The following is a 19,562-nucleotide window of genomic DNA, read 5'->3' as shown; positions in this document are numbered from 1 at the left end:
ATGACGGCCGTCGTCCGTATCCTGCTGCACCGCATCGCGCTACTGGTGCCGCTGCTGCTCGGCATCGTGCTCTTCGTGTTCCTGGTGATGCGGTTCTCCGACGTCGACCCGGCGTCCGCGTTCTTCCAGGGGGCCAACCCGACACCCGGACAGCTGCACGAGTTCCGGGAACGCAACGGGTTGCTGGACCCGCTCCCGGTGCGCTACGTCCACTTCGTCGGCGACCTGCTCCACGGCGACCTGGGCACCAGCGCGCTGACCCGGCAGCCGGTCGTCGACCAGGTCACCACCGCGCTGCCGCTCACCCTCCAGCTGACCTTCCTCGGCCTCGGCCTCGCGGTGGTGCTGGCGCTGGCCGGCGGGGTCACGGCCGCGATCCACCGGGACCGGCTGCCCGACCAGGTCATCCGGGTGCTCTCGCTGACCGGGGTCGCGGCGCCCGGGTTCTGGCTCGCGCTGCTGATGATCCAGTACCTGGCGGTGGACCGGGGCTGGTTCCCGACCGGCGGCTACATCAACCCGGCGGACTCCCCGACCGGCTGGCTGCGCACGATGACGCTGCCCGCGGTCGCGCTGTCGCTGCCGGTGGCCGCGCAGCTCACCCGGATCGTGCGGACGGCCGTGGTGGAGGAACTGGACAAGGACTACGTACGGACGGCGATCGGCGGCGGGCTGCCGCCCCGGGTGGTGGTCGGCCGGAACGTGCTGCGCAACGCGCTGGTCAACCCGCTCACGGTGCTCGGGCTGCGGGTCGGCTATCTGCTGGGCGGCGCGGTGGTCATCGAGACGATCTTCTCGCTGCCCGGCATGGGCAAGCTGATGATCGACGCGGTGCAGAACGGCGACCCAGCGGTGGTCCAGGGGGTGGTGCTGACGACGGCCGCCGGGTTCGTGGTGGTCAACCTGGTCATCGACGTCCTCTACCTGCTCGTCAATCCGCGATTGAGGGATGCGGCCTGATGCTCACGCGCAAGAGCCTCACCGAGCGGCTCGCCCGGCCCGGCGTCCGGCCGCGCGGCCCGCGCCGGCTGCCCGCCCTGTCGAAGGCGGCCGTCTGCTTCCTGGCCGTCGTCGTGCTCGCGGCCCTGCTGGCGCCGCTGCTCGCCCCCGACGACCCACTGGACCAGCAGGCACCCGTCGACGGCACCGGGCATCCCTCCGCCGGGCACTGGATGGGCCAGGACAGCCTCGGCCGGGACATCCTGAGCCGGCTGATGTACGGCGCGCGCTGGTCCCTCGCCATCGGACTCGGCGCCACCGCGCTCGCCCTCGTCGTGGGCGCGCTGCTCGGGGCGCTCGCGGCCACCTCCCGCAAGGCGGTGGACGAGACGCTGATGCGCTGCCTCGACGTGGTGATGGCCTTTCCCGGCATCGCGCTGGCCGCGGTGCTCGTCGCGGTGTTCGGCGGTGGCATCTCCGTACTGATCTGCGCGATCGCGTTCCTGTTCACCCCGCCGGTGGCCCGGGTGGTGCGGGCGAACGTCCTCGACCAGTACGGCGAGGACTATGTGACGGCGGAACGGGTCATCGGCGCCCGCACCCCGCACATCGTCCTGCGGCACGTCGCCGTCAACTGCGCCGCCCCGGTGCTGGTGTTCTGCACCGTCCAGGTCGCCGAGGCGATCGTCTTCGAGGCGTCGCTGTCGTTCATCGGCGCGGGGGTGCGGCCGCCGGGCCCGTCGTGGGGCAGCGTCATCGCGGACGGCAAGAACATGGTGCTGACCGGCGGCTGGTGGGCGACCGTCTTCCCCGGGCTGCTGATGCTGGTCACCGTGCTGTCCCTGAACGTCCTCGCCGAGGGCGTCTCGGACGCCTGGGCGGCTCCCGCGGCCCGCGAGGTGGATGTGCGGGGGCACGAGGACCGGCCGGCGGCGCCTGAGCCCGGCGGCGAGGTGCTGCCGCTGCCCGGGCTGGCCGATGCCGCACGGCGGTTGCGGGCCAGGGCGCGTCCGCTGCCCGACCCGGGCGGGCAGCCGGTGCTATCGGTGGAGAACCTGGCCATCGGGTTCCCGGACCGGCACGGGGGTGTCGACGTGGTCGACGGGATCAGCTTCGACGTGCGGCCCGGCGAGGTGCTGGGCCTGGTCGGCGAGTCGGGCTGCGGCAAGTCGCTGACCGCGCTCGCGATCATGGGGTTGCCGCCCAGGGGTGCCCGGGTGGCCGGCCGGATCCGGTTCGGCCGGCGGGACCTGCTCGCCGAACCGACGCGCGTCCGGCGCAGGCTGCTCGGCCACGAGATGGCGATGGTCTACCAGGACGCGCTGGCCTCGCTGAACCCGGCGATGACCATCCGCGCCCAGCTGAAGCAGCTGGTGCGACGCGGCGGCCGGCGCGGCGCGGCCGAGCTGCTGACCCTGGTCGGCCTCGACCCGGAGCGCACCCTGCGCAGCTATCCGCACGAACTCTCCGGCGGTCAGCGCCAGCGCGTCCTGATCGCCATGGCGCTGTCCCGTGATCCGAAGCTGATCGTCGCCGACGAGCCGACGACCGCCCTGGACGTGACCGTGCAGGCGCAGATCATGGAACTGCTGCTGCGGCTGCGGGCGGAGCTGGGCTTCGCGCTGATCCTGGTCTCGCACGACCTGGCGCTGGTCGCGGACGTCACCGACCGGGTGGCGGTGATGTACGGCGGGCAGATCGTGGAGACCGGCGTGACCGCGGACCTGGTGGCGGCGCCGGCCCACCACTACACGCGCGGGCTGCTGGGCAGCGTGCTGTCGCTGGAGTCGGCGGCCGAGCGGCTGACCCAGATCGGTGGGGTGGTCCCGGCACCGGCCGAATTCCCGGCGGGCTGCCGGTTCACGGACCGCTGCCCACGGGCGAGCGGACGGTGCCGGACGACGGCACCGGACCCGCAGGGCACCCCCACACACACCGCCGCCTGCCACTACCCCGCGATCAACCTGGTCACGACCGAGAGCGAGGCCGTCACGTGAGCGTGCCAAGCGCTCTGCCGGATGCGCCGCGCTGTGCCGCCGGTTGTCTGCGGCGGCATCGTGGCCGGTCGTGCCCTCGCGGCGGAGCCGCATATCAATACAGCCCCGAGCCCCTTCGGGGCGCTGTCGAACCGCAAGGGACTTCTCCTGGCTGCGACCCAGCAGAGCCGAACGACCGCACCGAACCCCGCCGCCGATCTCGTCACCACCCAAAGCGAGGCCGTCACGTGAGCGCGCTGGTCGAACTGCGCAACACCCACGTCACCCACCGAACCCGCACCGGCACCCCCTTCACCCGCAACCGAATCCACGCACTCACCGCAGCCGACCTCACCCTCACCCCCGGCGAAACCCTCGGAGTGGTCGGCGAATCCGGCTGCGGCAAGTCGACGCTGGCCAAGGTCCTCGTCGGGGTGACGCGGCCGACCTCGGGCACGGTGTCCTTCAAGGGCCGCGACCTGTGGTCCATGCCGGCCGCCGAGCGCCGGGCCACGGTGGGCGCGAGCACCGGAATGGTGTTCCAGGACCCGTCGACCGCCCTGAACCGGCGGCTGCCGGTGCGGCGCATCCTGCGCGACCCCCTGGATGTGCACGCCCGGGGGTCCAGGGCCGGACGCGAGGAACGGGTGCGCGAGCTGATGGCCCTGGTGGGTCTCCCCCGGGCCCTCGGCGACGCCCTGCCCGGCCAGCTCTCCGGCGGCCAGCGGCAGCGCGTCGCCATCGCCCGCGCGCTGGCCCTCGACCCGGATCTGGTGGTCGCCGACGAGCCGACGAGCGCGCTGGACGTGTCCGTACGCGCGCAGATCCTCAATCTGCTGCTGGACCTGCGGGGACGGCTGGGTCTCGCGCTGGTCTTCGTCTCCCACGACATCCAGACGGTGCGGCGGATGAGCGACCGGGTGATCACCATGTATCTCGGCCGGATCGTCGAGGAGTGCCCGGCGGACCAGGTCACCGACCGGGCCCGGCACCCGTACACGCGGGCCCTGTTCTCCGCGACGCCCGGTCTGCTCGACCCGATCGACCCGATTCCGCTGGCCGGCCCGGTGCCGTCGGCGATCCGGCCGCCGAGCGGCTGCCCGTTCCGTACCCGCTGCTGGCGGGCGGACGACCGCTGCGCCGCGGTCATGCCGGACTTCTCGGCCGCGTCGCACACGGCACATCGCTACCGTTGTCATCATCCTGTGGAGGAGGACCAGCCGACCCGCGACCTCGTGCGCCAGAGTCTTCCCAGGGAGCCGCCATGACCTTCCCCGCCCCGAACGACCCGACCGGGGTGTCCGGTGTCGTGCCGCCCGTGTGCACTCCCCTGACACCGCAGGGCGAGGTGGACGTCCCTTCGCTTCTCCGGCTCGTCGACCATCTGGTGGAGGCGGGCGTGCACGGCCTGTTCGTGCTCGGCTCGACCTCGGAGGCCGCGTACCTCACCGACCGGCAGCGGCGGCAGGTGGTGCAGGAGGTCACGGGGCATGTGGCGGGCCGGCTGCCGGTGCTGGCCGGGGTGATCGACATGACGACGCCCCGGGTGCTCGACCATGTCGCGGCGGTGACGGCGGCGGGCGCCGACGCGGTCGTCGTCACCGCGCCGTTCTACGCCCGCACCCACCCCGCGGAGATCGCCCGCCACTTCCGGCTGGTCGCGCGGCACAGCACGGTGCCGGTCATCGCCTACGACATCCCGGTCGCCGTGCACTCCAAGCTGCCCGCCGGCCTGGTGCTGGAGCTGGCCCGGGACGGGGTGCTGGCCGGGCTGAAGGACTCCAGCGGTGACCTGGGCGGCTTCCGCGAGGTCGTGACGGGCGCCCGGGGCCTGGCCGGCCGTGCGGGCTTCGCCGTGCTCACCGGTTCCGAGGTGGTCATGGACGCGGCGCTCGCGCTGGGCGCCGACGGGGCCGTGCCCGGCCTGGCCAACGTCGACCCGCACGGCTACGTCCGTCTGTACCGGCTGTGCCGGGCCGGCGACTGGGCGGGCGCCCGCGCGGAACAGGAGCGGTTGTGCGCCCTGTTCGGCATGGTCGGAGTGGGCGATCCGGCACGGATGGGCGGCAGTTCGTCGGCGATCGGCGCGTTCAAGGCGGCCCTGCACCTGCGCGGAATCATCACGACCCCGACGACGGCGGCACCGCAGACCCCCCTGTCCCCATCGGAAACAGAACAGGTGGGCAAGTACTTGGCAGCGGCGGGCCTGCTGTAGCGCCCCGACAGGGGCACGGGGCTGTATCGATGTGCGGCTCCGCCGCGCGGGCGCGAGCAACCACGACGCACCCGCAGACAAAAAGCCACCGCACGCCCCAGAACCGGCTAGGGCACCCGCAGCCGACGGAACTCGATCCGGTCGTAGGCGGAAGCGGTCCCCGTCTCGTAGAGGACACCCACCGTGCCGGCGTCGAGCTGGACGAGGTCGGAGTAGGCGGCCTTGTCCCGGGACAGCGTCCGGGCCTTGGTGAACGTCGCCCCGCCGTCCGTGCTGCGCCACACGGTCATCGCCTCGCGGGCGGTGGGTACGGACGGCGCGGAGAACAGCAGCGGGGCGTGCCGGCCGCGCGGTTGCAGAACGGATCCCTCGACCACCGGGACGTCGTTGAGGGCGGGCTGGACGGCGTAGGGCCGGTCGAGGCTTTGGCCGCCGTCGCCCGAGTAGCTGTCCAGGCGGTTGCCCGGACTGCTGCCCTTCTGGTCTCGGGAGCTGAAGTAGAGGCGCCCGTCAGGGAGTTGCGCGGCCGTCGACTCGTTCGAGTTGGTCCGGCCGTCGTAGGAGTCGTCGACGAAGCCCAGTCGCCAGGTGTGTCCGCCGTCGTCGCTGTAGAACGCGTGGCCGCCGTAGTACTTGGCTTCCTGGCCGGTGTCGGTGGATCCGGGCGGCGGTGCCGCGGAGTGGTTGGCGGGGACGACCAGCCGGCCCGCGTGCGGGCCGCGCGTCAGGGCCACGGCGTGGCCGGGCCCGGTGGCGTACCAGCGCCAGCCGGCCGGCTTCACATCAGCCGTGATCTCCTGGGGCGGCGAGAAGTGCCGGCCGTCGTCGTGGCTGCGCTGTACGAAGACCCGGCGGCCCTGCTCCGGGGTCACCTCGCCCCGTACGATCTGCGCCTCGGTGACGGCACCGCTGTTGTACGAGGTGACCAGCACGATCTCACCGGTGTCCGGGTCGACCACCGGGGCCGGGTTGCCCCGGGTGTCGCCGTGCCCGGCGGCGACCACCGAGAGCGGTCCCCAGGTGCAGCCGCCGTCGGTGGAGCGGCGCACGACGACGTCTATGGCGCCGCTGTCGCCCACGCCGTCGTGCCGGCCCTCGGCGAAGGCGAGCACGGTGCCCGCGCGGGTCCTGACGGCGGCCGGGATGCGGTAGCTGTCGTAGCCGCCGCGGCCGGACGCGTACGGCACGGAGGAGGCACAGCCGGGCCTGGCGACGGCGGGCGGGGTGGCCGCGGCGGCGAGCACCGCGGCGGCGAGGAGAATGCGGCTGAGGAGAGACATCGCTCTCATTATGGGGATTCGGACCCTCCCCCCGGAGCGGATGCCCGAATGCGGTCCCCAGGCTCCCGGCGCGACGGGCAGGGCGCGGGGCGCGTCGCGCGGGAGAGCGGGCTCGGACGTACTACGCCAGGTCACGGCGCGCGGGGGCGCATCCGGCGGGAAAGTGGGTTCGGGGGGTACCACGCCGGGTGACGGCGCGCGGGGCGCGTCGCGCGGGGAGAGCGGGCTCGGACGTACTACGCGGGGTGACGGCGCGCGGGAGAGCGGCTCGGACGTAGGACGCCGGGGCGCGGCGCGCGGGAGGGCGGGTTCGGGCGTACTACGCCGAGTGGCCGCGGGGTCGGGTTACTCACCAGGGAGTAACCCGGGGGTGTGCTCCGGAGTCGTCAGGAGGGCATGCGGGCCGCCGCCAGCAGGCGGGTCACGTCGTCGGCGCAGATGGTCAGGGCCGCGCCGACGGTGGCGAGGACATCGCGCTCGGCGGGCGTGTACGGGCCGTCCGCGAGGGCGATCCGGGCCGCCTGGAGCAGGATGGACTCCCGGCCGCCGGGGGCGAGGTGCGGGGCGAGCGGGTCCAGGGCCTCGTGCAGCTCTATCGCCAGGCTCGCGCCGGCCGGCTGCTCGAAGACCCGCCCGGTGTCCGCGGCCAGCGCCTCGACCAGCGCGCCGAGCTGGTCCTCGGTGCAGTCGGCGAACCCGGCGGCACGGACCGTGCTGGCGGCGGCGGCCAGGGACGTCCGCGCGCAGGCGCCGCCCGCGGCCAGCACCGCGAGGGCGACGGTGTGCACGGCGTCGCGGAGCATCGCGGAGAAACGCGAGGTGGTCGGGTGGTCCAGGACATCGGTGCCGTAGTGGTGGCGGCAGGCCGCGCACTCGACGACGGGCCCCGTGGTGCCGCGCGGCAGAACGGGCACGCCGAGCAGGATGAAGCGGCGGCGGCCGGTGAGCCGCTGGTAGTTGCGGTCGCCCCCGCACCCGGGGCAGAAGAATTCGCCGTCCCCGACGGGTGTCCACGCGGTGCGGGTGCCCATGATGCGGGCAAGCCTGGTGGCACGGCCGTCTCGTCCCCGTACTGGCAGCACGTCGCACCTCCGTAACTCCCCCACTGCCTCAAGGGCGTGGGCGGTGCCCCCACGCGGCCCCATTGCCGCGTGTGCGTGATGTTAGCCACATCGGCGATGTGGAGTCAGCACCCCCTACGAGACCTTTCCGTTATCTGCGCGTCAAAGTGGCCGGTAAACGACCTGGGCCCGGCCGTTGTACACACCGGCCGGGCCCAGAAAATCGCCGGTCAGCGGCGTCAGCGGGCCGCTCGGTTCACGGCGGAGACGACGGCCTTCAGCGACGCACGCGTCGTGTTCGCGTCGATTCCGATTCCCCACAGGACCTTGTCGTCGATCGCGCACTCGATGTACGAGGCGGCCTGCGCGGAGGCGCCCTCGCTCATCGTGTGCTCCTGGTAGTCGAGCAGGCGTACGTCGACGCCGATGGAGTGCAGCGCGTCGAAGAAGGCCGAGATCGGACCGTTGCCGGAGCCGGTCAGCACGGTGTCCTCGCCGTCGACCGTGGCCTCCACGGTGAGCGTGTCCACGCCGTCCGTGTCGGTGGTGGACTGGCCGGTCCTGACCTGGATACGGCCCCAGGGGTTGTCCGGGTTGGGCAGGTACTCGTCGCGGAAGGTGGCCCAGATATCACCCGGGGTGACCTCGCCGCCCTCGGCGTCCGTCTTCGCCTGGATGATCTTCGAGAACTCGATCTGCATCCGGCGCGGCAGGTCCAGCTTGTGGTCGTTCTTCAGGACGTAGGCGATGCCGCCCTTGCCGGACTGCGAGTTGACGCGGATGACCGCCTCGTAGGAGCGGCCGACGTCCTTCGGGTCGATGGGCAGGTACGGCACGGCCCACTCGATGTCGTCGACGGTGACGCCCTTGGCCTTCGCGTCGGCCTCCATGGCGTCGAAGCCCTTCTTGATGGCGTCCTGGTGGGAGCCGGAGAAGGACGTGTAGACCAGGTCGCCCACGTAGGGGTGGCGCGGGTGGACCTCCATCTGGTTGCAGTACTCCCACGTGCGACGGATCTCGTCGATGTCGGAGAAGTCGATCTGCGGGTCGACACCCTGCGAGAACAGGTTCATGCCCAGGGTGACCAGGTCGACGTTTCCGGTGCGCTCGCCCTGCCCGAACAGGCAGCCCTCGATGCGGTCGGCGCCGGCCATCAGCGCCAGCTCGGCGGCGGCGACGGCGGTGCCGCGGTCGTTGTGCGGGTGGACGGACAGACAGACGTACTCACGGCGGGACAGGTTGCGGTGCATCCACTCGAAGCGGTCCGCGTGCGTCGAGGGGGTCGAACGCTCCACCGTGGCGGGCAGGTTGAGGATGATCTCGCGGCCCGGGCCGGGCTGCCAGACATCCATGACCGCCTCGCAGACCTCCAGCGCGAAGTCCAGCTCGGTGTCGGTGAAGATCTCCGGGCTGTACTGGTAGCCGAACTCCGTTTCGGGGCCGAGCAACTTCTCGGCGTACTCCACCACCAGCCGGGTGCCGTCGACGGCGATCTGCTTGATGTCGCCCTTGGAGCCGCGGAAGACGACCCGGCGGAAGACCGGGGCGGTGGCGTTGTAGAGGTGGACGGTGGCGCGCCGCGCGCCCTTCAGGGACTCCACGGTCCGCTCGATCAGGTCCTCGCGGGCCTGGGTCAGCACGGAGATCGTGACGTCGTCCGGGATCGCGCCCTCTTCCTCGATGATCGAGCGGACGAAGTCGAAGTCGGTCTGGCCGGAGGCGGGGAAGCCGACCTCGATCTCCTTGTAGCCCATCTTGACCAGCTGGTCGAACATGCGGCGCTTGCGCTCGGGCGACATCGGGTCGATCAGGGCCTGGTTGCCGTCCCGCAGGTCGGTGGAGAGCCAGCGCGGGGCGACGGTGACCCGCTGGTCGGGCCAGGTCCGGTCGGGGATGTCTACCTGCTCGTACCGGCCGTACTTGTGGATCGGCATGGAACTGGGCTGCTGGCGGTTGGCCATGGTGGCGTGGGCTCCTCGAAGATGTCCGGTCGTGTCCGGTGTCCGGAAGGACGGCCGACGACGCAACGCCAAGCTCCGCGGGGAGGGAGTCGGCCTCGACTACAGGCCCTCGCCGCGGCAGCTAAGGAGAAGCAGCCCGAAACGCATGATGCTCCGCAGCCTAGCCGAGCCGCGCCGGATGCGCGGGCCCGTATCAGTATGCGGGACCAGGGGAATCAAAGGGACAAAACGTGCGCCATACCACTGTGCGCGAGTGACCCGGATCTCTTGTCACGGCATTTCCCCCATCATGGTTGCCGGTAGTGACATTTCAGTCACTCAGTGCAATGGTGCGGTCATGACGACGAACGGGGGCTTCGAGCCCGTCTTCTGCACCATCGTCCCGCCGCACGTCCTCGACCGGCTGGCCCAGCACGAGGACTCCGCGCTGTCCGGCCCGGCCCGCCGGACCCTGGAGCGCGACGCCTACGAGCGCACCCACCGCCGGCTGACCACGGTCATCGGGGCGCCGGCCGTCGCCCCGCCCATGGGCGCCGCCGCCGACCGTCCGCAGCGCACCGTCTACGACGCCGAGCACCGGCAGGACCTGCCCGGCACGAAGGTCCGCGAGGAGGGCTCGAAACCCGGCGCCGACGCCACCGTCAACCGCGCCTACGCGGGTCTTGGGGCCACCTTCGAGCTGTATCTGAAGGCGTACGGCCGCACCTCGATCGACGGCTCCGGCCTGCCCCTGGACGCCACCGTGCACTTCGGCGAGGGCTACGACAACGCCTTCTGGAACGGCGAGCAGATGGTGTTCGGCGACGGGGACGGCGAGGTCTTCCTGGACTTCACCATCCCGGTGGATGTCATCGGCCACGAGTTGACCCACGGCGTCACCCAGCACACCGCGAACCTCACCTACTTCGGCCAGCCCGGCGCGCTCAACGAGTCCCTCTCCGATGTGTTCGGCTCGCTGATCAAGCAGTACACGCTGGGGCAGACCGCCGCCGAGGCCGACTGGCTGATCGGCGCCGGGCTGCTCGCGCCGCGGGTCACCGGCACGGCGCTGCGCTCGATGAAGGCCCCGGGCACCGCGTACGACGACGACGTCCTCGGCAAGGACCCGCAGCCCGCGACCATGGCCGGCTATGTGAGGACCGGCCGTGACAACGGCGGCGTGCACATCAACTCCGGTATCCCCAACCACGCGTTCTACCTGCTGGCCACCGCGCTCGGCGGGCGCGCCTGGGAACGGGCCGGGCAGATCTGGTACGACGTGCTGACCGGCGGCGAGCTGTCCTCCCAGGCCGGCTTCGAGGACTTCGCGAAGCTGACGGTCGCGGCGGCCCGGGCCCGCTACCGCGAGAGCGAGGAGCACCAGGCCGTGACGAAGGCGTGGCAGCAGGTCGGGGTGCGGACTGCCTAGGTCCGTACTACACAGGGACCATGCGGATTCAGGTGAGGCGCACGGGCGGGTTCGCGGGCATCGAGCGGCATGCCGAGGTGAACACCTCGGGGCGGGCCGACGCGCCCGAGTGGCGGTCCCTGGCCGAGCGGGCGGTCGCGGCCGGCCGGGCCGTGCCGCCGGCCGGCGTGCCGGACGGCTTCCACTACGAGATCACGGTGGACGGGAGGACGGTCTATGCCACGGATCCTTATCTGACCGAGGAACAGCGGGTGTTGATCGCGCGGGTCCTCAAAGAAGGAGCGTGAGCGCTCCGCTGGGTCAGCCGAAGAACCGGCCGTCGTTGTCTGCGGGGAGTTGCGGCCGGGGGGCGCTGGGTGGGCGTGGGTTGTGGGTTGTGGTTGGGTGCGGGTGCGTTGTGGCTGGGGAGCACTGCGTGGGCGTGGGTTGTGGGTTGTGGTTGGGTACGGGTGCGTTGTGGCTGGGGAGCACTGCGTGGGCGTGGGTTGTGGGTTGTGGTTGGGTACGGGTGCGTTGTGGCTGGGGAGCACTGCGTGGGCGCGGGTTGTGGGTTGTGGTTGGGTACGGGTGCGTTGTGGCTGGGGAGCACTGCGTGGGCGCGGGTTGTGGGTTGTGGTTGGGTGCAGGCGCGTTGTGGCTGGGGAGCACTGCGTGGGCGCGGGTTGTGGGTTGTCGGTTGGGTGCGGGTGCGTTGTGGTTGGGGGCGCGGGTGGCTCGGGTCGGCGGTGGGCTGCGGGTGGGATGTGGCTGGGCGCGCAGTTCCCCGCGCTCCTTCGGGCGCTGGTTGCGACGTCCTTTGTTTTGTTGAGCGTTGACTTTTGTTACTGGGGGTAAGGATGATCCCGCTCATGGTGAGTGATGTGAGCGCTCCGATGCCTCGGTTTCCGGGTGGGTTCTTGTGGGGGGTTTCGACCTCGGCGCATCAGATCGAGGGGGCCGTGGACGCGCGGGAGCGGTCCGTCTGGGATGTGTTCACGCAGGAGCCGGGGAGGGTGAAGGACGGCTCCACGGCGGCGGTGGCCTGCGACCACTACCACCGCTACCGCGAGGACGTGGCGCTGCTGTCCGGCCTCGGCGTGGACGCGTACCGCTTCTCGGTCTCCTGGCCGCGGGTCGACTCCCCCGGCGGCCTTGACTTCTACGACCGCCTCGTGGACGAGCTGTGCGCGGCCGGCGTACGCCCCGTCCCGACGCTCTTCCACTGGGACCTGCCCGTCCGCCTCGACTGGCTGGACCGGGACACCGCGCACCGCTTCGCCGCGTATGTGTCGGCGGTCGCCGCCCGGCTCGGCGACCGCGTCACCAAGTGGATCACTCTCAACGAGCCCGCCGAACACACCCTGTTGGGCCATGCGTTGGGTGCCCACGCCCCCGGCAGACGTCTCCTCTTCGACGCCCTGCCGGTCGCCCACCACCAGCTCCTCGCCCATGGCCTCGCGGTACGGGCGCTGCGCGCGGCCGGCGCCGCCGACATCGGCATCGCCAACTCCCACGGCCCGACCTGGCCCGCCTCCGCCGCGCCCGAGGACACCGCGGCGGCCGAGTTCTACGACGTCCTGCTGAACCGCCTGTTCGCCGACCCCCTGCTCCTCGGCGAATACCCGGAGGGCATCGCCGAGTTGATGCCGGGCGACGTCGACGCCGATCTCCAGGTCATCGCCGAGCCGCTCGACTGGTACGGCGTCAACTACTACGCCCCCACCCGGGTGGGCGCCCCGCGGCAGAGGGAGTCCGAGTTCGGCGGGGTGCCGATCCCGGCCGAACTCCCCTTCTCGCTCAGGCAGATCGAGGGACACCCGGTGACGGACTTCGGCTGGCCGGTCGTCCCGGAGGGCCTGACCGAGCTGCTGACCGCCTTCCGAGGCCGGTACGGCGACCGGCTCCCGCCGGTGGTGATCACCGAGAACGGCTGCTCGTACGAGGGCGTCGACGACCAGGAGCGGATCGCCTACCTGGACGGCCACATCAGGGCGCTGCACCGGGCGATCGAGGCGGGCGTGGACGTGCGCGGCTACTTCGTCTGGTCGCTGCTGGACAACTTCGAGTGGGCCGAGGGCTACGCCCGCCGCTTCGGCCTGGTCCATGTCGACCACGCGACGCAGCGCCGGACCCCGAAGGCGTCGTACGGCTGGTTCCGGGACGTACTGCGGGCCCAGAGATGACCCGGCGCGGCCCCGGCCGTCACCCGGCGAGCCCCGACCGTACGGACGCCGCGGCCCGCGCGGGCTCGTCACCGGCGGCGACGGCGAAGTCCCGCAGCAGTCCGGCGAGGACGTCGTCCGGGCCGTAGCGGCCCAGGATGTAACCGGCGCGGGCGAGTTGGGCGAGCCCGTGCATCTGCGCGAACAGCTGGCGGACAAGGAGATCGGCGTCCGCGCCGACGTGGAACCGGCCGGCGCCGGCGCACCGGCGGATGGCGTCGCGCGGGAAACGCAGCAGGGCGACGCCCATGGACCGGTCCGCCTCGCTGAGTTCGAAGCCGGCGAGCGCCGAGCCGCCGAACAGCACGGCGTACACGTGGGGTTCGGCGCGGGCGAAGTCCTGGTAGGCGCGGCAGAGTCCGGCCAGTTCACGGACGGGATCGGCGTCGGGCGCGACGGCGGGCGGCACCTCCCGCACCCGGGCGAGGAACCGGTCGACGCCCTCCTTCATGACCTCGCGCACCAGTTCCGGCATGGACCCGAAGTGGGTGTACACGGCCATGGTGGAGGCGCCGACGGCCCGGACGAGCCGCCGTGCGCTGAGCGCGCCGGGTCCTTCCTCGGCGAGGACGCGGGCGGCCTCGTCGAGCAGACGGCGGCGGAGGGCAGGACCGCCGCGGCCGGGCGCCACCGGATCGGGGTTCTGGGTTGACACGAGCCGAGCATAACGCTGTTATTGAGCATAACAGCGTTATGGACGGGGGTTCGGCGCATGCGCGGGACGGGTACGCGAACGCGACCGGTACGGCTGCCAGAGGCGGCGGGGGACGACACGGGGACCACGGAGGGCGCGGGGCCCGCGCTGCGGCTCGCGGTGATCGGGGACTCGGTGGCGGCGGGCGTGGGCGCGCCGAACCACCGGGACGCGCTCACCGGCCAGACGGCACAGGCCCTGACGGCGCTGACCGGCCGGGCGGTGTCCTGGCGGGTGACGGCGAAGGCGGGCGCGACGCTCTCGGCGGTGCGGCGCGGTCTGCTGTCGGGTCTGACCGACCCGACGACCCGTTGGCGCCCGCATCTGGTCCTGGTGGTGGCCGGCACCAACGACGCGCTGCGGCTGCGCCGGCCGGGCGCGTTCCGCCGGGACGCCGAGTCGCTGATCCGCGACATACGCCTGCGGCTCGGCGAGGACGTCCCGCAGAACTACTCGATCAGGTCGACCGGAATCGCGCGGAACATCTGGCGCTGGACTTCGCGCAGCATGTTCTCGGCACCCTTCAGGAGCGGATCGAGGAACCCGTACAGGACGCGTACCGTGAATACCTCGCGGCCGCCCACGAAGCGATCGATCTCGGCGTGGCGAGCCCTCGGTTGCTCAAGGCCCACGAGCGGCTCTACAAGACCGCCGAGCGGTGGGAGGGCAACCGGCACCTTCTGGCCTTGGGAGCCGGACTGGCGATGCAGGCCGTGCGGGTCGGCTGTCAGCGGATGATGGAGGAGGCGCGTCCTCACATGCTGCGCAGCTCACTGATCACCGTTCAGGACCTCGCACGCGAAAGCCAGACGGAGATCGGCCGCTGGTACGCCGAGCGGATCCCTGACGAGGGCGAGGAGCGGCGGCAGGCCGCACGCAAGGGCCGCTGGGAGGAAACCCGATGGCAGGTACAGCACGTCATCGCCACCGAACCCGCTCCGTACAAGGCCAGGACGGACCGGTCGAGCCAATGACGAGCAGCCGTGGATAAACGAGTAGGACCTCCCACAGCATGACCGCAGAATTCTTCATGGACCTTGATGACGGCATGACCGAGTACTTCCGTGAGATCGCGGACGAGACGGTGTCGCGCTTCGGCATCTCTCGTGCGGAGGCCGTTGCCAGGATCAACGAGCGATACCACGATGCGGAGATCTCCGCCTACCCCGACCTCATGTGCCATGAGTTCCCGGAGTTCTGGTCCTACGGCCTGTACTACTACCCGGACGAGTCCGGACGACTTCCCACAGGCGACGAGGACGACGACGCCGGATTCGACTTCGCGCGTCTTCGGATCCGGCCCGCGCCTGCGAAAGACTCGCCGTTCTGGACGGTTGAGGAATGAACCCGGGCCCCGCGACGGATTCCGCGGTCAGAAGCCGAGCTTGCGTAGCTGCTTGGGGTCGCGCTGCCAGTCCTTCGCGACCTTCACATGCAGGTCAAGGAAGACCGGCGTGCCCAGCAGCGCCTCGATCTGCTTGCGGGACTTGATGCCGACGTCCTTCAGGCGTTTGCCCTTCGGGCCGATGACGATGCCTTTCTGGCTGGAGCGTTCGATGTAGAGGTTGGCGTGGATGTCCAGCAGCGGCCGGTCCGCGGGGCGGTCCTCGCGCGGCAGCATCTCCTCGACGACCACGGCGATGGAGTGCGGCAGCTCGTCCCGGACGCCCTCCAGCGCGGCCTCCCGGATCAGCTCGGCCACCATGACCTGCTCGGGCTCGTCCGTGAGGTCACCCTCGGGATACAGCGCGGGGCCCTCGGGCAGCATCGGGATCAGCAGGTCGGCGAGGAGTTCCACCTGCTTGTCGCCGACCGCCGACACCGGGACGATCTGAGCCCACTCGATGCCCAGTTCCTTGCCCAGCGCGTCGACGGCGATCAGCTGCTCGGCGAGTGCCTTGGAGTCCACCAGGTCGGTCTTGGTGACGACGGCGACCTTCGGTGTCTTCTTGATCCCGGCCAGCTCCTTCGCGATGAAGCGGTCGCCGGGGCCGATCTTCTGGTTCGCGGGCAGGCAGAAGCCGATCACATCCACCTCGGCCCAGGTGGTGCGCACCACGTCGTTCAGCCGCTCGCCCAGCAGGGTGCGCGGCTTGTGCAGGCCGGGGGTGTCGACCAGGATCAGCTGGGCTTCGGGGCGGTGCACGATGCCGCGCACCGTGTGCCGGGTGGTCTGCGGCCGGTTCGAGGTGATCGCCACCTTCTGCCCGACCAGCGCGTTCGTGAGGGTGGACTTGCCCGCGTTGGGGCGGCCCACGAAGCAGGCGAAGCCGGCACGGTGTACGGCCTCGGCCGACTGCTCGGATGACTGGGTACGAACGCTCATGCCGCCCATTGTCCCTGATCCCGGAGCCAGCGCCGTACCGCCCAGGACGGGCCCCGAAGCCGCTCCGCCTAACGGTGGGACACCAGAGCGTCACCCTGTGCGGTCCGGCGTGGTCGGGGCCGGGCGTGACGGCCGTGACGGGCCTGCGGGCACGGACGGGCGGCGTGTGCGGCTTCGGCGTGCCCGGGCCAGCAGGGTCACGCCGGTGGCGGCCACGGCGGCGGCCACCGCCGCCACCAGCCATGGAAGCGCCAGGAACGAGGCGCTCGCCGACTGCCGCGTACCGGTGGCGTGTGCCGTCAACGTGACCTTCCCCCAGTCGAGTTGGGGCGGGTTACGCCATGGCGCGGTGAGCCGGACGCGCTGTCCGGGCAGCAGCTCCGCGGGGAGCCCGGTCAGGTCGCGGGCCAGCAGTGTACGGCCGAACATCCCCCGCACCCCGAGTTCCACCTGCGGATCGAGGGTGACGTTGCCGGTGTTGTGCAGGGTGTAGGAGATGACCGCGGTGCTGTCGCCGAGGCCGGGAACGAGCGGCTGCTGGTGGCTGATGCGGACGTGTTCGACGGCCAGCGCGGGCAGCGCGGGCCCGCTCACCCGTAGATAGACCCGGGCGCCGACGGCCCGGCGCACGCCGAGCGCGGCCGAACCGGCGCCGGACTCGATCCGCTCGTCGATCGCCACGAGCGCGCCCGGGTGGTCGCCGGGTTCGGCGTCGGCGGGCACCCGCAGCGTGAAGGGCACCGTGACGGTGCCGTGACCGGGGACGGTGATCCGGGACCTCGCGGGCCGCGCCCACGCGCCGACCCCCCGCATCCGCTCGCCGGGCGACCGCACGGCGAAGCCGCCGTCCCGGGCGGTGTTGTAGGCGTCGGCCGCGTACAGCCGGAAGGTGCGGGGCTCGGCGGTCTTGTTGGCGATGACCATCTTGTCCGCGATGCGCCGGCCGGGGTCGGCGAAGAGAGAGAAGTACGGCCGTACGGCGACGCGTGAGGAGACGGGGTGGACGGACCAGCTGCCGTTGTCGGCGGCCCGCGCGGGCGTGACCGCGAGGCCGGAAAACAGCCAGCACAGGCTCAGCAGGAGGACGTACGGCTTGCGCATGGGTGCGTACCCCCACGGGCGTAGGTCGTGGCGGTCGGGCGGGTGCGGCCCCCCGTGCGGGCGGGCGCCCGGCCGCCGGAGTCGGGCACGGTCAGGTGAGGGTGAGCGTGAGGACGCCGGAGTAGCCGCCCGGAGGCGTGAACGCCGGTACGTCCAGGGACAGTCCGGCATCGACGGTGAACTCACCGCCGGTCAGCGTCCCGTCCGGGGCCTGGGCCAGCGTGGCCCCCGAAGCGCCGACCGGGCCGGCCGAACCGGCCTCGCAGGTGCTCGGGCTGCCCGCCTTCGTCGCGCAGGTGGGGCGCCAGCTCAGCTTTCCGGCGTCGATACGGCCGCCGGGGCCGGTGAAGTCGGTGACCTTGCCGGTCAGGGACCAGCCGGCGGGGCCGCCACGGAAGTCCTTGACGGTCACCGTCCGCAGCTCGCCCGTGGCGGCGCCGCCCTGGCCGAAGTCGACCGCCGACAGCGCGACGGAGTCCCCGGCCTGGGACATGGACAGGGTGCCCGCCTTGACGGTGGTGGTCAGCTTCTGGCTGCCGTCGGGGACGGGCGTGGTGTCGTTGACGCCGTAGGCCGCGGGTCCGGCGCCCAGGTCGGCGCTCCACGCGTCGCCCTCGTAGGCCACGATCCCGGTGGTGGCCGGGTCGTTGACGACGAGGGAACCGCTGAAGGAACCCCGGGCGTCGGCGGTCGCGGTCGCCGTGTCCGCGGTCTGTGCGGCCCCGGACCGCCCGGCCAGGGTGACACGCGCGCCCGGCGTGAAGTCGCTGCCGCTCACGGTGACCCGGTCACCCGGATCCCCCGATGCCGAACTAAGCGAGATGGCGCGGGAGTTGGTGGGAGTGCCGGAGGTCGCCGTGATGGTCTGGGACACCGGGGCGGGCGGGTCGGTGACCGTGCAGGGGGTGTCCAGTTCGAGGATGTAGCTGGTGTGGATGTTGTAGTCGCCGGGCGAGAGGGTGATCGCACCGGGTGTGGTGACGGTGAACGTCCCGGTCATGGAGAACGACGGGAATGCGCCCTTCCCCGGCACCGGGGGGTTCTTCTTCGGCCCCGCCACCGTGATGCTGCCGCTCTGCGCGCCGCCGAGGGTGACCTTCCCGGTCGGGGTCATGATGTCGGCCGGCAGCGCGAGGTCGGTGGGGTTGCCCGCGGCGGCCGTGACCACGGTGTAGGTCACGGTGACGGTGTCGCCGACCGTGGGGCCGGCGTTGTCCACCGAGATGTTCGCGGTGGTGGTGCCGTCGATGGGCGGCAGGCCCGCGATCGCGGGCGGGATGCAGTGGGTGGCGAAGTCCACGTTGCCGCCCGTGGCGCCGGCCGGGCAGGCCAGGGCGCCGCCCGCGGTGACCGCGAGCGCGGTCGCGCCGAGCAGGGACGCCCAGCGCCACCGGGCGGATCTTCGGAGTGTCGAACCCATGGGCCCCCTCCTGAGGGTCGCGGGCGCAGCGGCTCGGCTGCGCCGACAGGGGGCCATTGATGTGGAGGCCGCGTGAGAAGTCAATGGAGACGCGGCAGGAAAACTGACGGAGCATCAGCTTCCCTGCCGCGGCCGTGCGTCGGACCCTCTCTGTGTCAGTCGAACACGAACGGGCCCGGTGACTGGTTGCCGGTCGCCTTACAGGTGACGGTGATGCCGAAGATCTTCATCTGCAGCGAGCCGCCGTGTGCCTCCAGGCTGTCGCCGGAGGCCACGGTGCCGCTGAGCGGGCCGACGGTGACCGGGTCACCGGCGGCCATGGCGGGATTCTTCGTGCCGCTGAAAACGGTGCTGCCACCGCCCGCCTTGACCATCGTGAGCTTGGACGTGATCGAGTCCGCCGACAGCGCCAGCGGTGCGGTGACCGCGGTGGACTTGAGGGTCAAGGTGGCCGAGGTGCCGTTCTGGGTGGCGGTGAGCGTGGCCGCGCCACCGCCGAAGGCCCCGCAGTCGGCGTTGATCGTCGCCGACTGCGGGGTGACGGCCAGGGCGGCGGGCGCGAAGGCCAGCCCGGTGACCGCGAGGGCCCCGACCGCCAGTGCCGCACCGGTTGCTGTTCGCTTGCCTCTCATGGGGATCCGGCTCCCTTCCCGTTGTCTGGGAATGCCATGTGGGGATGGAGAGGAGGTACGCCCCGACGGACACCCCGGGCCAGGTGGGTGCGGACACCCTGCCGGGGGCTGGAACTGACGGTCCGTCGGAACTCGCGTTCCCATTGACACGCGGGGCACAGACAGCGGCAAGGTGGATTTCCGGCCTATTCCCCCGACCACGGCCGCCCACCGCCCGGACGGCTGCACGACGACGTCCCCAGCAGGGGCCCACGACCGGATGCCGGGCGCACGACGAACCGGGGCAGCGGCGGCCCAGCCGTGCGCATTCCGCTCCGGTCGGGCTGGGCCCGCAAGGGGCGCGGGGAC

The 19,562-nt window shown here is 71.8% G+C and carries 18 protein-coding genes and 1 pseudogene; 10 read left to right on the top strand and 9 right to left on the bottom strand.

All coding sequences use genetic code 11. From position 1 onward, the window contains the following. The 4 genes from ABT245_RS08845 (at window position 1) to ABT245_RS08830 (ending at window position 5,130) form a co-directional block, all read left to right on the top strand. Window positions 1-960, top strand: coding sequence for an ABC transporter permease (locus tag ABT245_RS08845; protein WP_351730567.1), 960 nt, complete (start codon window positions 1-3; stop codon window positions 958-960). Continuing rightward, window positions 960-2,936, top strand: a complete 1,977-nt coding sequence (locus tag ABT245_RS08840) for a dipeptide/oligopeptide/nickel ABC transporter permease/ATP-binding protein (RefSeq protein ID WP_351730564.1) — start codon at window positions 960-962, stop codon at window positions 2,934-2,936. The genes ABT245_RS08845 and ABT245_RS08840 overlap by 1 nt, the downstream gene beginning before the upstream one ends. 227 nt (window positions 2,937-3,163) lie before the next feature. After that, window positions 3,164-4,183 carry an ABC transporter ATP-binding protein gene (locus ABT245_RS08835; RefSeq protein WP_351730561.1) on the top strand — a complete coding sequence of 340 codons (1,020 nt, stop codon included), beginning with the start codon at window positions 3,164-3,166 and terminating at the stop codon, window positions 4,181-4,183. Continuing rightward, the gene (locus ABT245_RS08830) at window positions 4,180-5,130 is read left to right on the top strand and encodes a dihydrodipicolinate synthase family protein (protein WP_351730559.1); all 951 of its coding nucleotides are present in this window, start codon (window positions 4,180-4,182) and stop codon (window positions 5,128-5,130) included. Before ABT245_RS08835 ends, ABT245_RS08830 begins: the two co-directional genes overlap by 4 nt. A 107-nt stretch (window positions 5,131-5,237) precedes the next feature. Here ABT245_RS08830 and ABT245_RS08825 read toward each other — a convergent pair whose 3' ends face one another. The 3 genes from ABT245_RS08825 to leuA form a co-directional block, all read right to left on the bottom strand. Next, window positions 5,238-6,410 carry a sialidase family protein gene (locus tag ABT245_RS08825; protein ID WP_351730556.1) on the bottom strand — a complete coding sequence of 391 codons (1,173 nt, stop codon included), beginning with the start codon at window positions 6,408-6,410 and terminating at the stop codon, window positions 5,238-5,240. 386 nt (window positions 6,411-6,796) lie between these two features. Next, a complete protein-coding gene (locus ABT245_RS08820) occupies window positions 6,797-7,492 on the bottom strand; it encodes a tellurite resistance TerB family protein (protein WP_351730553.1) in 696 nt (231 codons plus the stop codon). Between the two features lie 218 nt (window positions 7,493-7,710). After that, window positions 7,711-9,432 carry a 2-isopropylmalate synthase gene (gene leuA / locus ABT245_RS08815; RefSeq protein ID WP_351730551.1) on the bottom strand — a complete coding sequence of 574 codons (1,722 nt, stop codon included), beginning with the start codon at window positions 9,430-9,432 and terminating at the stop codon, window positions 7,711-7,713. 337 nt (window positions 9,433-9,769) lie between these two features. Between leuA and ABT245_RS08810 the strand changes: the two genes are divergently transcribed. The 3 genes from ABT245_RS08810 (at window position 9,770) to ABT245_RS08800 (ending at window position 13,002) form a co-directional block, all read left to right on the top strand. Beyond that, window positions 9,770-10,840, top strand: a complete 1,071-nt coding sequence (locus tag ABT245_RS08810; RefSeq protein WP_351730548.1) for a M4 family metallopeptidase — start codon at window positions 9,770-9,772, stop codon at window positions 10,838-10,840. A 20-nt stretch (window positions 10,841-10,860) separates the two neighbouring features. Further along, window positions 10,861-11,127 carry a protealysin inhibitor emfourin gene (locus ABT245_RS08805; RefSeq protein WP_351730545.1) on the top strand — a complete coding sequence of 89 codons (267 nt, stop codon included), beginning with the start codon at window positions 10,861-10,863 and terminating at the stop codon, window positions 11,125-11,127. A gap of 561 nt (window positions 11,128-11,688) precedes the next feature. Next, complete coding sequence (locus ABT245_RS08800) at window positions 11,689-13,002, top strand: GH1 family beta-glucosidase (protein WP_351730543.1); 1,314 nt, start codon at window positions 11,689-11,691, stop codon at window positions 13,000-13,002. Between the two features lie 19 nt (window positions 13,003-13,021). Here the strand turns inward: ABT245_RS08800 and ABT245_RS08795 are convergent, their stop codons facing one another. Then, on the bottom strand, window positions 13,022-13,696 hold the full coding sequence (locus ABT245_RS08795) for a TetR/AcrR family transcriptional regulator (RefSeq protein ID WP_351730541.1): 675 nt from the start codon (window positions 13,694-13,696) through the stop codon (window positions 13,022-13,024). Window positions 13,697-13,753: 57 nt separating this feature from the next. On the opposite strand from ABT245_RS08795, the pseudogene ABT245_RS08790 reads away from it, so the two are divergent. After that, window positions 13,754-14,149, top strand: a pseudogene (locus ABT245_RS08790) (GDSL-type esterase/lipase family protein); the annotation flags it as partial. Window positions 14,150-14,184: 35 nt separating this feature from the next. Here ABT245_RS08790 and ABT245_RS08785 read toward each other — a convergent pair. Then, a complete protein-coding gene (locus ABT245_RS08785; protein WP_351730726.1) occupies window positions 14,185-14,319 on the bottom strand; it encodes a hypothetical protein in 135 nt (44 codons plus the stop codon). A gap of 18 nt (window positions 14,320-14,337) precedes the next feature. Between ABT245_RS08785 and ABT245_RS08780 the strand changes: the two genes are divergently transcribed. Beyond that, on the top strand, window positions 14,338-14,709 hold the full coding sequence (locus ABT245_RS08780) for a hypothetical protein (RefSeq protein ID WP_351730723.1): 372 nt from the start codon (window positions 14,338-14,340) through the stop codon (window positions 14,707-14,709). Window positions 14,710-14,747: 38 nt separating this feature from the next. Then, window positions 14,748-15,080 (top strand): hypothetical protein, encoded by a 333-nt coding sequence (locus tag ABT245_RS08775; protein WP_351730538.1) that lies wholly within the window; start codon window positions 14,748-14,750, stop codon window positions 15,078-15,080. A gap of 27 nt (window positions 15,081-15,107) precedes the next feature. Here the strand turns inward: ABT245_RS08775 and era are convergent, their stop codons facing one another. The 4 genes from era to ABT245_RS08755 form a co-directional block, all read right to left on the bottom strand. Continuing rightward, entirely contained in the window at window positions 15,108-16,061 is a 954-nt protein-coding gene (gene era, locus ABT245_RS08770; RefSeq protein ID WP_351730535.1) for a GTPase Era, read from the bottom strand. A gap of 90 nt (window positions 16,062-16,151) precedes the next feature. Next, window positions 16,152-17,162 carry a COG1470 family protein gene (locus ABT245_RS08765; RefSeq protein WP_351730532.1) on the bottom strand — a complete coding sequence of 337 codons (1,011 nt, stop codon included), beginning with the start codon at window positions 17,160-17,162 and terminating at the stop codon, window positions 16,152-16,154. 91 nt (window positions 17,163-17,253) lie between these two features. Beyond that, window positions 17,254-18,582: a WxL domain-containing protein gene (locus ABT245_RS08760; RefSeq protein WP_351730529.1), complete on the bottom strand. Its 1,329-nt coding sequence runs from the start codon at window positions 18,580-18,582 to the stop codon at window positions 17,254-17,256. Window positions 18,583-18,737: 155 nt separating this feature from the next. Further along, window positions 18,738-19,214, bottom strand: a complete 477-nt coding sequence (locus ABT245_RS08755; protein WP_351730527.1) for a hypothetical protein — start codon at window positions 19,212-19,214, stop codon at window positions 18,738-18,740. Window positions 19,215-19,562: the final 348 nt, after the last annotated feature.

Origin of the sequence: Streptomyces sp. NPDC001508 (assembly GCF_040298665.1) — a bacterium.
Taxonomy (GTDB): Bacteria; Actinomycetota; Actinomycetes; order Streptomycetales; family Streptomycetaceae; genus Streptomyces.
The sequence above is the reverse complement of the archived record's forward strand: the minus strand, read 5'-3'. Positions and strand labels throughout refer to the sequence as shown.